The sequence below is a fragment of the Bacillus sp. CZDM1 genome (genome assembly GCF_055502545.1).
Map to the genome: position 1 here is coordinate 397,051 of NZ_JBUESO010000004.1, position 16,492 is coordinate 413,542.

Consider the following 16,492-nt stretch of genomic DNA (forward strand, 5'->3'; position numbering starts at 1 on the left):
CTTATGCTACGACCTCACGTTCATTTGCGAACTTTTCATATTGTCTTTCTTCCATAATTTTCTTTAGAATTTGTACTACTTTCCATACTTCACTAAAAGAGGTGTAAAGAGCCACTGGAGCTAGACGAATAATATTAGGTGCACGGAAATCTGGAATAACACCATTTTCTTTTAATGCCTTGCAAATGCGTGCAGCTTCCTTATGCTCTAGGCTCACATGACCTCCACGACTCACATCGTCTAGAGGGTTACCCAACTTGAATCCCAGATCGGATAACTCTTGGTCCAACAAATCCATCAAGAACCGATTTATTTTCAATGACTTTTCCCGGATATTTTCAATTCCTGCTTCTGCAAAAATCTCCAAAGCACCAAGTAACGGTGCAAGACTTAACACATGAGGTGTCCCAATTTGATAGGCTCCGGCAGACTCAGCAGGTGTTAATGAATGTTCCATATCAAATTGTTTCTCTTTTTTAGAACCAAACCAGCCCGCAAGTCCAGGAGCAGTTCCAAAGTGTTTCTTATTTACATATAATCCGCCAACACTTCCTGGACCACCATTTAAATGCTTATAATTGCACCAATAGGCAAAATCAACACCCCATTCACTAAACGAATGTGGTATGGCACCGATGGAATGGCAGCCATCAAAACCGATTAAGATCCCTCTTTTATTCGCCTCCGCTGTTAGACGTTTCATGTCCAAGATTTGACCGCTTCGGTAAAGTACAGTTGGTAAAATGATGAGCGCAATGTCTTCGGTCATTCCCTCGATAATATCCTCTTCATCTAAGAAACGGCCATCCCGGCTTTTTACGCGAATAAGATGTGTATCTGGGTCAAATCCATGTATACTTAGTTGGCTTTGAAGAGCGTAAATATCAGATGGAAAGGTTAATTCATCAGCAAGAATTTTTGACCTCTTTCCTTCCGGCTTATAAAAAGTAGCAACAAGTTGATGCAAATTTACAGTGGTCGAACCCGTTACAATGACTTCATCCGAAGAAGCACCTACTAATGGTGCCATCATCTCTCCTAATCTTTCTGATAAAAAAAACCATGGGTGTTTCCCTTTTGTCCAGCCATCAATTCCATGTTCTTTCCAATCATTTAATGATTCTAATAGAGTACTTTCTGCTCTTTTTGAAAGGAGACCTAATGAATTACCATCCATATAAATGGAATTTGGTTTTATGTAAAACTCTCCCCTAAATTTGATCAAGCTGTCAGACTGGTCTAATTGTTTGGCATACTCTAATGTTATTTCCATATGTATCCACTCCTCTGGATTTATTTCTACTATATTATTATTTACAAGAGAATGATACACTGCCCAGTTCTGCAAAATCTACTAAAATGGTATCACCAGCTTGAAAGCAAATCGCTTCCGTAATGGCACCACTAAGAACGATATCACCTTTTTTTAAGCCGCGTCCCGTTTCTCCAAGCTTATTTACTGCCCAGGCTACCGCTGCAGCAGGATTTCCTAATACTGCAGCACTTGTGCCGACAGTGGCCACTTCTGAATTTTTGGACATATATACACCAATTTCTTTCAGGTTTAGAGATTCAGGATACTTCCATTTGTTTCCGACGATAAATTTTGAAGATGAACAGTTATCAGCCACAACATCAACCAGAGTAAACTTGAAATCTAAATAACGACTATCAATAATTTCAATAGCTGGTGCCACATATTTTGTAACACTTAAAATATCTTCCGCTGTAACAGAAGTCCCTTGGATATCTTCATCAATGAAGAAGGCAATTTCAGGTTCTGCCTTTGGATGGATGAAACTGCTATAAGGTACTGGCTCCCATTCTGTGGCAAGCATATCATCCATTAGATATCCATAAATCGCTTCATGGACCCCCATCATTTCTTGCTTCGCTTTACTTGTTAACCCGAGTTTAACTCCAATCCGTTGAAGTCCTTCCTGTTCTTTTTGCTCAATCAATTTTTGTTGGATTTCATATGCCTGCTCAAATGTTAAGGACGGGTATTTTGTCGTAATTTTTTCGACTTCTCGTTTTTCCTTTTCTGCGTCTAAAAGGTATTTTACAATTTCTTGTTCTGTTCCTTGCATCAGTTTCATGTAGAAAACCTCCTATTTGTTTACTCGAATGTTACAGAAACAGTTCCCAATAAGCCGAAATGTGCTGAAATCTTATCTCCCTCTTTTACAGGAACTGCACCAGAAAGTGCTCCTGGAAGAATCAACTCACCTGCTTTTAAATGGATGCCAAATTCATGTAATTTATTCGCCAACCAGGCAACTGCTTTTGCAGGGTGTCCTAACGCCGCTGTTCCAGCTCCTGTTGCAACCATTTCATCATTTTTATAAAGGACCATTCCCTGGGTCCGTAAATTAAAACCTTCTATTGTACTTAGCTTATTCCCAACAACTACTCTTGCAGATGATCCATTATCCGCCACAGTATCTTCTAATCTAATTTTCCAATCAGTTATACGGCTATCAATTATCTCAATGGTCGGCACCACATATTTTGTAGCCATTAACACGTCTAAATAATTTACATTTGGTCCTACTAAGTCCTTATCTAAAATAAAACCAATTTCCGCCTCAACTTTTGGACTGATGAATTCACTCATTTTGACCTTGCCACCATCAGAAATCCTCATATTATCTAATAGGTGGCCGTAATCTGGTTCATCAACTCCGAGCATCTGCTGCATTGCAGCGCTAGTTAGACCCACCTTCTTCCCAATAATCTCATGTCCTTCTTCTATCTTTTTCTCAATTACCTTAAGCTGTATATGGTATGCATCACGAACATTAAGGGTGGAAACCCTCTCTGATAGCGGAGTTACTGGCATTTGACTATTCTCTGCCCTAATTAATTCAGTTGTAATCAATTCTATGAAATTACTCATTATACAGCCACTCTTTCCCTAAGCCCTTACAATTTCATTGTAATCGTTTTAGCCTCAGTGTAGAAATCGAAACTATGACGTCCGCCTTCCCTGCCAATACCACTAGCCTTCGAACCGCCAAAAGGAGTTCTTAAATCTCGATAGTACCAACAATTGATCCAGAATAAACCAGAATTAATCTGATCTGCTACACGATGGGCACGCCTCAAATCATTTGACCAGACAACACCAGCCAACCCGTAAATCGAATCATTCGCAATTTGAATCGCTTCCTCTTCTGTTTTAAAAGGAATAACCACTAACACCGGTCCAAAAACTTCTTCTTGCGCTACTCTCATTTTATTATTTACATCATAGAGTACGGTTGGCTCGTAAAAATTACCTTCTGTTAAACCTTCTACACGCTGTCCGCCAGTAGCAAGCTTTGCACCCTCATCTAATCCAATCTGCACGTATTTGTCAACAGTTTCTAAATGATTTGTGGAAATAAGGGCACCCATATCTGTATTTTCATCCAATGGGTCTCCCACTTTGATTTTCTTAACCGCTGGTAACAATTTTTCTAGGAATTGTTCATATACTGTTTCCTGTACTAACAGCCTTGAACCTGCAAGACAGATTTCACCTTGATTTCTAAATATCGCTTCAATCGATCCTTGAACTGCTTCATCCAAGTCAGCATCATCGAACACAATATTTGCTGATTTTCCGCCCAATTCTAGTGAAACTGGGATTAACTGTGTGGCCGCATTTCTCATCACCGTTTTACCGGTTGAACTTTCCCCGACAAATGAGATCCTGCGCACAAATGGATGAGTGGTCATAGCCGTCCCTACCGTTGAGCCTGGTCCGGTAAGAATATTCAAAATTCCTGGTGGAAGTCCTGCTTCATTGGCAATTTCGCCTAACATGACAGCACTTAATGGAGTATAAGATGCTGGTTTCACAATAACCGTATTGCCTGCAGCTAAAGCTGCAGAAACTTTCCAAGTCATTTGCATGAATGGCAGATTCCAAGGGATGATTAAGCTTGTAACTCCAGCTGGAGCATATTGTGTATAGCTCATATGCTTGGATTGAGGATAATGCTCATGATGAATATACTTTGCCATTTCTGCAAAGAATCGTAAATTTGAAGCCGCTCTTGGTATATCAAAATCTCTGCTTTCTTTTATCGGTTTTCCCACATCTAATGTTTCAAGCAACGCTAACTCATCAACACGAGCCATGACAAGATCGGACATTCGACAAAGAATCTTAGCTCTCTCTTCAACTGGCATTTTGCTCCAGATACCATTTTCAAAAGATGTTTGAGCAACTTGAATCGCACTCTCAACATCATGCACACTGGCACTTGCGACTGAAGCTAACTTTTGATTCGTTGCGGGATTAATAGTGTCAAAGGTTTCACCTGAACTAGCATTTACATATTCTCCATTAATAAATAGCTTAGCATCGTTAATCTTAAGCTGTTCTTCAAGCAACTTACTCATTTTGATCACCATCCTCTACTTCCAAAATCATCTCAACCTCTACAGCATTATTGTGTGGCAGCTGTGCCATCCCAACAGCAGACCTGCCGTGTCTGCCTTTTTCTCCAAATACCTCAACCAACAAGTCTGAGGAGCCATTCATTACTTTGGGGTGATCAGTAAAATCTGATGTACTGTTTACAAAACCAAGAATCTTGACCACTCTTTTTACTTTACTAAGGTCGCCTAGCTCATGTTTGACAACAGCTAATAGATTCAGCATACACTGTCTGGCAGCCTGATAACCTACCTCAATGGATACGTCCTCACCAAGTCTTCCACGAAATTCATCTGTACCCTGTCCTGAAGTAAAAATAAGGTTTCCAGCGCGAACACAGCTAACATAGTTTCCAGATGCTTGGCGTAGAGGTGGAAGCTTTAAACCAAGTTCCTTTAATCTTTCTTCTGGGGTTATCACCTTTTCTACCATCTACTCATCTCTTTTCCTACTAAATTAGTTGATTAACCGGTAAATTTAAAAATCTAAGTGCATTTTCACCTAACATCGCTCTTTTCTCATCTACGGTTAGGGTTAAAGTATCATCAATTATCTTCCCTGGAGGCGTTTCCCTTAGTAAAAATGGGTAATCAGAACCCATGATGACTTGTTCTGCTCCAAATTTTTCAACTAGGAATTTAATATTCACAGGATTGTTTACGATAGAATCATAGAAAAATTTCTTGGCATAAAAACTTGGAGGCTGCTCGGTCAGTTGTAGGTGCGGCCAGACATTCCACCCATGATCAAGGCGGGGAAGAATATAAGGCAGTGAGCCGCCGCCATGAGAAAAACAAATTTTTAATCCTGGAAACTTTTCAATGACACCTCCTAGAATTAAACTTGCAGCAGCTAAAGCGGTTTCACTTGGCATCCCAACCGTGTACATTAGGTTATGTTTGGTAAACCGATCGCTGCCCAATGTTTCCCATGGATGAACGAATATAGGAACATTCCACTTCTCACACATCGCAAAGAAGTCTGTTAACGATTCATCATCTAAATTTTTCCCATTAATGTTCGTGCCAATTTCAATCCCCTTTAAACCAAGCTCATGAACACAACGATCCAGTTCACGAATGGCAATTTCAACATTTTGCAGCGGGACTGTCCCAAGACCAATAAACTTCGTAGGATATTGTGCAACTGTCTCTGCGATAAAATCATTCTGTAATCTTGACATAATTTCAGCTTCTTCAATGGGTGCCCAGTAAGAAAACGTTACAGGAATGGGCGAGAGAACCTGTATATCTACATTTTCCTTTTCCATATCATTAATCCGCTTCTCTGGACTCCAAACCTGGTCTGTTACTTCACGAAAAACCTTGCCTGCAACCATAATATTAGCACCACACGAACAGGTTGGCTGAAGGATTGGCCATTTATCATTTTGGTACTTCGCCGCAAAGTCCGGGAAATTTTCTGGAATGATATGTGTATGAAAATCTACTCGCATTTCCATTCACTCGCTTCTTCCGGCATTACATAACCACAATTCTTACAAGTGCGAAGCTCAACATTACTGTTAAAACCATTGATTGCCTCTTTTACCTGTACTTCAATATTCGTTAACTGGACAGAAACTCGATGCATCTCATGGTCACATTCATCACAGAACCAAACAAAATCCTCTAATTCACCTGTTGCTCTGTCACGTTCAATCACAATTCCAATTGTATCAGCCACTCGATGCGGAGAATGAGGTACATTTGGAGGTAAATGGAATACTTCTCCTTCTTTCACTGTAATCACTTCTCTTTTACCCTCTGCGTTAATAATTTCAACGTAACAATTACCCTTTAATTGATAAAAAATCTCTTCCGATGGATCAACGTGAAAATCACGTCGTTTGTTTGGACCGCCAAGGATCATAAACATTAGCTCCGAGTCCTTCCAAACCACTTTATTGTTTACCGGCGGATTTAATTGTTCCTTATTTTCTTCAATAAATCCCCATAGGTTAATTGGTATTAATGAATTTGTCATGAATATCTGTCCCCTCTCGAATTTTATTGACCCCACTTTTTACTAAATTAAAATAAAGTCTGTTAAATGACCGTTTTTAATTTTTCCTCTGATGATTTTAACGCTTCTTGCATGTACACTACTTCTTTTGCTAAGTCTGTTATTCTGTTTAATACTTCCTGATCAATGATTTCATTATCTTTATTGAAATGATCGTTATTAACATACACATAGCCTGGCGCTACGAATGCCCGGAAAAATCCGGCAATCGGTTTCAATTGGTTTTCAATGACTAGGTAGTGCTGGTAAGTACCGCCGGTAGCGACAAATCCCATAACTTTATTACGAATATCCTTTGGATTGATTAAATCAAATAAATTCTTAAGTGGTCCTGATAATGAACCTTGAAAAATTGGTGTTCCGATAATATAAAAATCAGCAGATTGAATGATATCAAGAACTTTTTTTGTATCATCTGTGTAGGTCGAAGGGTTTCGACCATCACAAAACTGCACATCATATTCTCTTAAATCCAACAATTCAATTTCCACTTTTGGATGGTGTTTCTTTACCTCCTCAAGGACCTTTTGGACAACAATACTTGTCTTTGCACCAATGATAGTGCCTGAAATCCCTAGTAGTTTCATAGTTTTATTACCCCTTTTGTCTCTAATAAGTAACCCTCAGTTCTTTTACCACCCTAATAAAGAGTAGGACTGTTGATAATCTCCCGCAGAAAGTAACTGGCGTATTCTCGTTGATGAAATAAGTTCTCCATCGTTACAATAAACAGGTAATGTCACATTAATCTGAAAGTATTTTTTTAATAGTTCTACATCACCTTTTCTACTTTTTCCAAAACGATAATCCGAACCAACAGATACTTCTACCGGGTTTAGCTTCGATAATTCACTGATAAAATCCTTAGGAGGACGCGTTGCATACCATTCATCAAAACTAGCAACGATCACATAATCTACACCTAATTTATAGATTCTCCTTACCTTTTCTTGAATGGGTGTCAAGATTTGGGCACCTTTAAAAAAATGTCGAGGAGGCGGGTCGAACGTATATACGACGCTTGGAACCTGATGAAAAAGGCTCTTTTCCACAGCCTGCCTAATAACAGCCTGGTGTCCTTTGTGTACCCCATCAAATGCACCAATAGTAATAACAGAACCTTTAAGTGTCAGAACACCATCTTTAATCGTTTGCATCGATCACACCTCCTCGAGATAGTGTTGTAGATTTATAAGCTTGGAACCTCATTTTTTCGATTAAAAATCTCCAGCGCTTCTTCAGCCAGCTTAAATGAATTATTTCTTTTGTGGTTGTTATAGAAAATGGCTCTTTTGCGAATTGGATCTCCTGTGTAATAACGTTCGTATTGAAGGATTCTTTGCCCAAATGCCTCACCACATAAATCCCATGCCAGCTTAAAGAGATGAACCCGCTCTTCTGCAGTTACTCCTTCTCTTCCCACATAATATCGCTCTAAATCTTCTCGTAGATCTGGATTTTCAAAATCGGCATCTGTTGGTGACATTAATAGCCCTCCAGCACCGATGATTTGCATTACTTCAATGGCACGTGGATACATTTTCGGGAGCAATCCTCGAATGGTTTCAAGAGGTGCATAGGCTGGCATTACTTCACCAGTCTCTGTAACTTCGTACTCATACTCAGCGATTCGGAGCAAAGCCCTTATAGATTCTACTGATTGGATTAATTCGCCTAAATCGTTTTGAACATTTAGATAACAATCAACACCAATGGAGTCTGCTAATTTACAGGCCACTTCAGAAGCAAATTGCAGCTTTATTAAACCTCTAACTCCAGATTGATGTGCGGGCTGGATACCAATTCCTGTTTTCGGATAAAGTAAATTTGCTGCTTCGACATTGTTATAAAGGAAAACACGATCCCATGGTACTAAAACATCATTAAATACCAAAACTGCATCCATTTCTTCAAATCTTGATGCTAATGGGTGATCATAAACAGAACGCTTTCCATCCTGCATAGGTTCACGGCATAAAATACGCAGTCCTGGTGTATCAAGCGGCAGTGCAAAAGCAAGTGCGTAACGCTCATCTCCAGGCTTAAATCCAGGGAAGGAGTATACAATTACTTCGTCTGTAATTGGTGCGAGGGTCGCCAGCATTTTAGCCCCTCTTACGACTAAGCCATCTGGAGTTTCCTTAACCGCACCTAAATGGGTAAACATATCCTGTTGTTCATGTGATGATTTACTGCGGTCATTTTGTGGATTAATAATAGCGTGTGTTAAAAATAGGTCATTGTCGCGAACATGCTTATAATAGGCTCGAATGTTTTTTCCCCATTCAGGATTGTATTTGTCCAAGAACTCGGAATTACTTGCCATAGAAGTTACTACGACATTTAGAAAATCAGGAGTTCTTCCCATTAAACCAAAAGTAGCCTTAGCAAAGACTTCAAAGTTTTTTCTTCGGGCTTCCAGATCTTGATAGTTTTTTGGTACCATGAATGCATTCGAAATTCTTTCACCAGTTTCTTCACAAATATGAGTGATCTCTTCTCGATACTCTGGATCATGCTGCAAATCATACAGCTTCGCCATTTCAAGAATTGGCTGTTTAAAAACAGGTTCTTCAAAGATATTTGTTACTCTTATTCCTGATAACCAAACTTCTGGATAACGTGATTTCAATGCCTCGATATACTGCGCTCCTGTACGAATTCCCATATACATCCTCCTCATCTTTCATATTGTCATTATAAAACTGAATTTTCTGAGTCATTGTAGTCTGGTTAACACTTTTTTCAAAAAAGGTAAATTACTTTTTTTCAGAAAAATAAAAGCCGCACTCTTCTTTTGATTAGAAGAGTGCGGTTTTTAACTTTACAAATTAAATATTTCCTTTTTTAGGAATAAACAAGATTGTTATGGAAGCCAAGACTCCTGCAATGGCAAAGAGATAAAAGTTAAGGGAGAAGTCAAAATTTGAGCTCATAAAGAAACCAATTAGAATAGGGCCTGAAATGGCACCAATTCGCCCAAAACCAAGGGCCCAACCCAAGGCAGTCGCTCGATTGTCTGCTTCAAAATATTTGGAAATGTAGGCATTTAAAATAAGTGTAGTTCCAATTGTTCCAAAGCCTGCCATCCCCACTAAACCATACACAACAAACATCGATGATTTTATACTTAAAAGTGCGATTGATATTCCTGCTAAGAAATAAGAAAGGCTAATAATTTTTCTTGAGCCCCAACGGTCTGCCGCCGTACCAGCTACTAAAGCACCAATCGCCGCGGATAAGTTTAACATCAGTAAAAATCCTAAACTAGGTCCGAGCGGATATCCTGCCTCACGCATCATTTTTGGCAGCCATGTACTTAACCCATAAATCATTAACAGCCCTAGAAAGAAAGTAACCCAAAAAAACATGGTTGCCCTAATATTTGTCCGTGAGAATAGACTCGCGATAGCGGCAAATTTATTCATATTTCCTTTGGTCTCATACTTCATAGTGCTTTGGATAAGATCATTAGGAAGTTGATATTTTTTTGCCAAATTTTCAGCCTTATCAAACTTTTTCTTTGCAAGAAGAAAGCTGATCGACTCGGGAAGAAATTTAATTATAAAAGGAATAACTAAAAGTGGAATGACACCAATCCAAAACATTAATCTCCATCCATAATCCTCTAAAAGAAACATGGAAAATAAAGCGCCAAGGACTCCTCCAATTGGATAACCAGTATACATAATAGCGTACATTTTTGAACGATGCTGGACAGGAGAATACTCGATTGTTAAAGCGGATGCTGTAGGAATAACTCCACCAAGTCCAAGACCGCCAATAAAGCGAAAGATCCCAAACATTTCCGGAGACGTAGAAAGTGCGACAAGACACATTGAAATCGAAAATACGCTAACGCAAAAAATTAAAGTCATTTTACGGCCAATCATATCCGTAACCGTTCCAACACAGACAGCACCGATAAGCATACCCATTAGTGCATAACTACCGATTGCTCCAGCCTGTGCTGGTGTCATACTCCAATCTTTATACTCCATTAAAGACGGTAATACTGCACCATAGATTCCTAAATCATATCCATCAGCTAACATCGCAAACCAGCACAAGAGAACAACAATAAACGTTGCTTTAGGCATCTTCTTTATTGACAGATTAGTAGTATTTAGAGCCAATTGATTTGATTTTGTTATATCTTCAGTAACTACAGATTGTACTTTCTGGTTCATCCAATCATCTCCTTTTAGAATTTAATCCAATAGTCACTTGTGTTTATTCTTTGCTGTATTTTCTTACCGAATCCCCCTCTCTATATTTGATTTTATATTTTTTATCTTTTACACTATTGTTAAGCGGTTAACATTAATAAACTTTTTTATGTATTTGTTATGATAATTTAACAATACATTTCTATTAATCCATATTAAAATGTAAGCGTTAACAAAAAAGTAAACCAACTAACAAATTTTATACATAATAAATAAAATTTAGCTTAGGAGTTGATTCAGTGGCAATCCTTTTTGAAAGTGATATTAATTGGGAAACTTGTTTGCAATTTGGAACTAGACAATTCTTCAAGGAAAAAAAGAGTATTTACCAACAAGGAACAATGGGAGATGGATTTTATTATATCCAAAAGGGATTAGTGAAAGTGACAACTACAACAGCGAATGGGAAAGATCGTATGTTAAACATCGCTATTCCTGGTCAATTATTAGGAATTCAAGCTATGGATCGGATGCCACATTTTACAACGTCAACAGCAGTAAATGACACAGTACTCTACTATTTTTCATGTGAACAATTTCAAAAACTAATAACCTATCAACCTTCAATCCTAAACATTGTTATAGAAACAGTCATACATAAAATGCATATTCTTGCAGATAAAATTTACCTGGACACTCTTACTCCAGAGCAGCAGTTGTCCGTAATTCTTTTGAATATCTGTTATGAATTTAAGAATTATGAAGTTACTCTTTCACAGCAAGACCTTACAAAATGCACAGGATTAACAAGAATCACCATTTATAAGATTCTTAAGCAATGGAAGGAAGAAGACATCATTGAGGTTCATGGGAAAAAGATTATAATAAAAAATCCCGATGAATTAAAAAAACTTCAAGGCAGGGTGTAGGCATGAAAAATCTTAGAAATGCATGGGGTTCTTATTTAAAATATGGAAATAAACTTGTTCTTGAGGAAAATTCAGTTGTGTACCGTCAGGGCGGTGAAGGAAAAGGATTTTTTTTCTTATATGAAGGTGGGATAAAAATTACCCTTCTCTCAAAAGAAGGAGTGGAACGCACAGTTAACTATGTTCCTAAAGGAATGTTATTTGGTGAGCACGGCTCAAGGAAGCAATCCTATCTAACCTCCGCTTTAACAACCCGTACATCTATTGTCTATCATTTTTCTGATGATGCGTTAGAAAATATTTGTCATAATCATCCTGAAGCAGCATGTATTTTCACCAATTCTCTAATCTATAAATTTAGAATTCTTGCAGAGATTATTGCCTTTTTAAACTCCCCGGTTGAACAACAAATGGCGCATTATCTATTAAAACTAATAAATGAAAATGGCAGTTTCTCCATTGATCAAACATCCTTTGCTCATTACATAGGTACCTCAAGAATTACGGTTAATAAAATACTTAATAAGTGGAAGAGTCAAAAGATCATCGACTTAACGAATAGGACAATTGACATCCTGGATATTAATCGGTTAAAAGAACTACGAGAGTCTGGTGGAATTCACATTAATAACTTGGATTTATTAATATTGACTAACTATGAATAAAGCAGTGCCTAACTTCATTGTTAGGCACTAGAATCATTGGACCAAAGAGACTTTTATTCTGTTCAAATATATGAAACATTATTCAAGGACCAAAAAATATTGAATTTGATATGGTGTAACTGCTGTAATTGCTTTTATCGAATAACCGATACTTAGTAATTGCGATAAGGTTTCTGCACAATTTTCGCGAGGAGGCTCGATTGGTGCATGAAAGCTTTTAAATAAATTTATAAGTTGATTATTCGTCGTACATTGAAGCAAAACCACATGTCTACCAGTCCACGCCTGCCCAATCATGGGTTGTACTTGTCTTATCCTTCTCATGATATGACACCCTTACCTTATTGATACAATAGTCTATGTTTTACTTATCGGAAGGGTTTCACATTAAAGTACATAATTAAGGCGTGATCCAATTGGATTCACGCCTTAAGTTTTACCCTTTTAGAACTCGACCAGTTAAACACTGGTATTAGGAGGAGTGAAAGAATTCCTCCTGCAATGGATAGTGTGGCATAACTGCTATTCGCAACAACCACCCCAGATAGTACGCCTCCCGTAGCACCGGATAAAGCAACCATAACATCAACAGTTCCTTGCGTTTTTGCACGATTAGCCGGATTCGTTGAATCTACTAGAATAGCTGTTCCACTTATTAATCCGAAGTTCCAGCCTAGGCCTAGCAATATCAGTGCCAAAGTAAGTAAAGTCATCGATTCACCTGGTGCCATGGCAGCCAGCACCCCTGCTGCAAGTAAGGTGACACCCGATGCGATTGCCATGTATAGGCGTCCAATCCTATCAACAAGGACTCCTGTTAGGAGTGATGGAAGATACATAGCACCTACATGAAATCCAATTATCATACCAACCTCACTTAAACCATGTCCGTGCTTCCCCATATGTACAGGTGTCATTGTCATGATTGCGACCATAACCAATTGAGTTAACACCATTAATGTTGCTGCAGCCACGATTCCTCTTTTGTTAAACGCTAGTGTATTTGTATTACTATCTAAATGAACGTTCATGTTCTTTCTCTGCTCATCCGCAATTGCTTTTGCAACAATTAGTGGATCTGGACGCAGTAAAATGGCCAGCACCAAACCAGCTAGAATATAAGTTGCTGCTGCTAAAATGAATGGTCCTGATAATTCTGGGACACCTAACTTTATTGCAAATCGTCCCATTACATCAACCAAATTTGGACCCGCAACAGCTCCAAATGTTGTTGATACCATGGCAATACTTATTGCAGTCGCTCTCTGCTTGGGACTAGCCAAGTCTGTTCCTGCATAGCGGGCTTGTAAATTTGTTGCACTGCCGGAGCCATAGATTAGCAGTGAGATAAATAGCAGAAAAATATTATTGGTTATCGCTGCAATGACTACCCCGATTGCTCCAATTCCTCCGGCAAGAAAACCAGCAGCCAATCCAAACCTGCGGCCATAGTTTTGAGATAACCGCCCTACCAGAAGGGCTGCCCCTGCAGAACCAAGGGTAAATAACGCAGTTGGAACCCCTGAAAAACTATCTGTCCCCAGCATATCTTGAGCTAGCAGTGCTCCAACCGTGATGCCTGCTGCCAGTCCGGCACCGCCGAATATTTGTGATAAAACAACGATGATCAATGTCCGTCTATATAAAGCCCGCTGTTTTTCTGGTGAGTCAATGTAATTCTGATACTTATTAATAGTAGTTGAATCATCCTGTTTATCTGCCATATCTAAATCTCTCCCATTTGCACCATAATTGATATTGATTACTAAATAATATCATTTAGGGCTATTAACGAAAACAAAAAAAATTGAGAAACCACATTGAGTTTCTCGTTTTTAACAAATACTATGGATTTGTTCTTGTTACAGGAGTAGCACCTCTAAACCAACCTAAAATATATCCAACAATTAACCCTAAGAGCGCAGGAATTAACCACCCTAGCCCTTCAATATAATAAGGAAGAATTTCGAATGCCTCACTCCAACTACCAGCTAAAAATACTTTGTTAATGGTGTCTAAAACACTAAAAAGAGTAACAAAGCCGATTACTGAGCTATATATATATGGATTTCTTTTAATAAAATCATCCAGCAGACCTAAGAAAATTAGGACAATGGCAATTGGGTAGATCATGCCAAGAATCGGTACAGATATTTGCAGGATTTGGGTTAAACCTAAATTTGCAATTGCCGTACTTAGGAAAGCTAAGATAACGACCCATACTTTATAAGCGACTTTTGGAATGGCGTTAGAGAAGAACTGGCTGCATGATGTAATCAAACCGATGGATACACAAAAACATGCGAGCGTAAAGACAATACCCAGCAGCAATGTTCCGCTTTGTCCAAACAGGTAGGTCATAATGTTGGACAAAATAATTGCCCCATTTTCAGCTTGTCCTAATGAAGAACTCGCAGCGCCTAAATATCCTAAAATAAGATAAATCACCGCTAATAACAACCCAGCACCTAAACCAGCGTACATCATATAATGTGATTTCTTTTTGGAGTCGAGTATACCTTGCGATGTCAACGTGTTAGCAATTACAATTCCAAACGCCAGAGCTGCCAAGGCATCCATGGTTAAATAGCCCTCTAATATTCCTTGAAATAATGGATTCTCTTGATAATTCCCAACCGGTGATGTAAATGAACCGATAGGATCCATTAAGCTCTTTACAAAAATAATGGCGATCAAGGTTAAAAGGATTGGCGTCAACAGTTTCCCAAAAAGACTAATCAGTTTAGATGGATACATACTCAACCACGCGGCTAATCCAAAAAAGACGATGCTATAAAGTAATAAAGACATCGGACCTGCAACCAACTTCTCCGGTAAGAACGGTGCGGCCCCCATTTCAAAAGCAAGGCTTCCTGCACGAGGAATCGCTAGTCCTGGGCCGATTGCAATATAAATCAAAAATGGAAAGATTAATGCAAATAATGGGTGAACTCTAAGGTTCAGCTCGTTCAAGCTTCCTACCTTCGCAACTGCAATCACTCCTAATATTGGCAGACCAACGGCTGAAACAATAAACCCAGCAAGGGCCAGCCAAATATGTTCTCCGGCTGATTGACCGAGAAAAGGTGGGAAAATAAGGTTCCCGGCACCGAAAAACATAGAAAATAACATAAAACTAATAAAGACTACTTGCTTTGCAGAAAAATTCATGATGTATCTCCTTAGGTGTAATAAAAAACAACATTTTAAAATTATATCATTTTTTGGCTCTGAATTCCTTAGGTGTCTGTCCAAATTTCACTTTAAAAATTCGATAAAAATAACTGATGTTATCATAACCGACCTGTTCAACGATCGAAGCAATTGGCAAATCGGTTCCTTCTAACATTTCTTTTGCTTTTCCCAGCCTTCTTTCCTGAAGAAGGTCTTTAAATGTACGGGAAGTCGCCTTTTTTATCGTTTTGCTTAGACCATAATGGGATTGGTTTAATCGCTCTGCCAATTCGTATAAAGATGCTTCTTTGTAGTGTTCCTCTATATATTTAAGTGACTCCACTACCAAATAGTGTGTGATGGAGGCTTCTTCTTTTCGTTCTACCCGATCAGAATTCTTGATAAGCTCAATCATAAAGAGTCCCATGTATAGCTTGATGGCAGACTCTGAGAAAGTGGTGGGATACATAATTTCATGAATTATTTTTCTAATTAAATCCTGTATGTCTTCTATTTCCGAAACTTTAAAATAAAGAAATTGCCCATTCTGTGTATTATTGTAAAGGCTGCTCAATAAGAAATCACTGACAATATTACCTGAGCTTAAATAAGAAAATATAAAATCAAAAAAGGCTGGGCGAATAATAAAATTAATGACAATGTCTTCTTTGGCACAAGCTTTAATTTCATGCTCTATATGCTGATTTAATAGAAGCAGCTCCCCTTTTTTTAAGATTATCGGTCTCCCGCCGACTGTCTGCTCCAATTTCCCGTTATACACATAATTAACTTCGATATAATCATGTTTATGTAGGGGGAAATCTACAAATCGAGTGTGCTGGCGAACCATAATCATCTTATCTTTACTTAAGAATTTTTCACTTTCAATAATAAAATTTGTCTTACTCGTATATAGTTCTTTACTTACTGTCGCTTGCTGTTCAAGAATACTCTTCTCTTCGTCAGTAATCTGTAAAAGCTCGTTTAGTAGTTCTTGATTCATGTTTCACCTTTTCCTGTTTTCCATTTCATTATTATAGGTAGTATAATACCATTTCCCTTTATCCATTAGAACAAAAAGGTGTGCTCCATATCCGGAAC

At 38.4% G+C, this 16,492-nt stretch carries 17 protein-coding genes; 2 read left to right on the forward strand and 15 right to left on the reverse strand.

The features are described 5' to 3' along the window. Position 1 precedes the first annotated feature (1 nt). From kynU to ACY3XC_RS12240, 11 genes are all read right to left on the reverse strand, one after another. On the reverse strand, positions 2–1,273 hold the full coding sequence (gene kynU / locus ACY3XC_RS12190) for a kynureninase (protein ID WP_464868768.1): 1,272 nt from the start codon (positions 1,271–1,273) through the stop codon (positions 2–4). Between the two features lie 37 nt (positions 1,274–1,310). Continuing rightward, a complete protein-coding gene (locus ACY3XC_RS12195; protein WP_464868769.1) occupies positions 1,311–2,099 on the reverse strand; it encodes a 2-keto-4-pentenoate hydratase in 789 nt (262 codons plus the stop codon). A 20-nt stretch (positions 2,100–2,119) separates the two neighbouring features. Continuing rightward, positions 2,120–2,899 carry a 2-keto-4-pentenoate hydratase gene (locus ACY3XC_RS12200; RefSeq protein ID WP_464868770.1) on the reverse strand — a complete coding sequence of 260 codons (780 nt, stop codon included), beginning with the start codon at positions 2,897–2,899 and terminating at the stop codon, positions 2,120–2,122. 26 nt (positions 2,900–2,925) lie between these two features. Next, positions 2,926–4,392, reverse strand: coding sequence for an aldehyde dehydrogenase (locus tag ACY3XC_RS12205; RefSeq protein ID WP_464868771.1), 1,467 nt, complete (start codon positions 4,390–4,392; stop codon positions 2,926–2,928). Beyond that, a complete protein-coding gene (locus ACY3XC_RS12210) occupies positions 4,385–4,861 on the reverse strand; it encodes a RidA family protein (protein ID WP_464868772.1) in 477 nt (158 codons plus the stop codon). The genes ACY3XC_RS12205 and ACY3XC_RS12210 overlap by 8 nt, the downstream gene beginning before the upstream one ends. A 19-nt stretch (positions 4,862–4,880) precedes the next feature. Then, positions 4,881–5,891: an amidohydrolase family protein gene (locus tag ACY3XC_RS12215; RefSeq protein ID WP_464868773.1), complete on the reverse strand. Its 1,011-nt coding sequence runs from the start codon at positions 5,889–5,891 to the stop codon at positions 4,881–4,883. Next, positions 5,876–6,415 (reverse strand): 3-hydroxyanthranilate 3,4-dioxygenase, encoded by a 540-nt coding sequence (locus ACY3XC_RS12220; RefSeq protein ID WP_464868774.1) that lies wholly within the window; start codon positions 6,413–6,415, stop codon positions 5,876–5,878. Before ACY3XC_RS12220 ends, ACY3XC_RS12215 begins: the two co-directional genes overlap by 16 nt. Positions 6,416–6,477: 62 nt before the next feature. Continuing rightward, positions 6,478–7,041, reverse strand: a complete 564-nt coding sequence (locus tag ACY3XC_RS12225) for an NADPH-dependent FMN reductase (RefSeq protein ID WP_464868775.1) — start codon at positions 7,039–7,041, stop codon at positions 6,478–6,480. 45 nt (positions 7,042–7,086) lie between these two features. Next, on the reverse strand, positions 7,087–7,611 hold the full coding sequence (locus tag ACY3XC_RS12230; protein WP_464868776.1) for an FAD synthetase: 525 nt from the start codon (positions 7,609–7,611) through the stop codon (positions 7,087–7,089). Positions 7,612–7,643: 32 nt separating this feature from the next. Continuing rightward, the gene (locus ACY3XC_RS12235) at positions 7,644–9,122 is read right to left on the reverse strand and encodes a 4-hydroxyphenylacetate 3-hydroxylase family protein (protein WP_464868777.1); all 1,479 of its coding nucleotides are present in this window, start codon (positions 9,120–9,122) and stop codon (positions 7,644–7,646) included. Positions 9,123–9,285: 163 nt separating this feature from the next. Next, positions 9,286–10,554: an MFS transporter gene (locus ACY3XC_RS12240; RefSeq protein ID WP_464868872.1), complete on the reverse strand. Its 1,269-nt coding sequence runs from the start codon at positions 10,552–10,554 to the stop codon at positions 9,286–9,288. 368 nt (positions 10,555–10,922) lie between these two features. On the opposite strand from ACY3XC_RS12240, the gene ACY3XC_RS12245 reads away from it, so the two are divergent. Further along, the gene (locus ACY3XC_RS12245) at positions 10,923–11,552 is read left to right on the forward strand and encodes a Crp/Fnr family transcriptional regulator (protein WP_464868778.1); all 630 of its coding nucleotides are present in this window, start codon (positions 10,923–10,925) and stop codon (positions 11,550–11,552) included. A gap of 2 nt (positions 11,553–11,554) precedes the next feature. Then, on the forward strand, positions 11,555–12,217 hold the full coding sequence (locus tag ACY3XC_RS12250) for a Crp/Fnr family transcriptional regulator (protein WP_464868779.1): 663 nt from the start codon (positions 11,555–11,557) through the stop codon (positions 12,215–12,217). Between the two features lie 78 nt (positions 12,218–12,295). Here ACY3XC_RS12250 and ACY3XC_RS12255 read toward each other — a convergent pair whose 3' ends face one another. From ACY3XC_RS12255 to ACY3XC_RS12270, 4 genes are all read right to left on the reverse strand, one after another. After that, the gene (locus ACY3XC_RS12255) at positions 12,296–12,541 is read right to left on the reverse strand and encodes a hypothetical protein (protein ID WP_464868780.1); all 246 of its coding nucleotides are present in this window, start codon (positions 12,539–12,541) and stop codon (positions 12,296–12,298) included. A 98-nt stretch (positions 12,542–12,639) separates the two neighbouring features. Beyond that, positions 12,640–13,941, reverse strand: a complete 1,302-nt coding sequence (locus ACY3XC_RS12260) for an MFS transporter (RefSeq protein ID WP_464868781.1) — start codon at positions 13,939–13,941, stop codon at positions 12,640–12,642. Positions 13,942–14,062: 121 nt separating this feature from the next. Further along, complete coding sequence (gene brnQ, locus ACY3XC_RS12265; RefSeq protein WP_464868782.1) at positions 14,063–15,388, reverse strand: branched-chain amino acid transport system II carrier protein; 1,326 nt, start codon at positions 15,386–15,388, stop codon at positions 14,063–14,065. 46 nt (positions 15,389–15,434) lie between these two features. After that, the gene (locus ACY3XC_RS12270; protein ID WP_464868783.1) at positions 15,435–16,394 is read right to left on the reverse strand and encodes an AraC family transcriptional regulator; all 960 of its coding nucleotides are present in this window, start codon (positions 16,392–16,394) and stop codon (positions 15,435–15,437) included. Positions 16,395–16,492 lie beyond the last annotated feature (98 nt).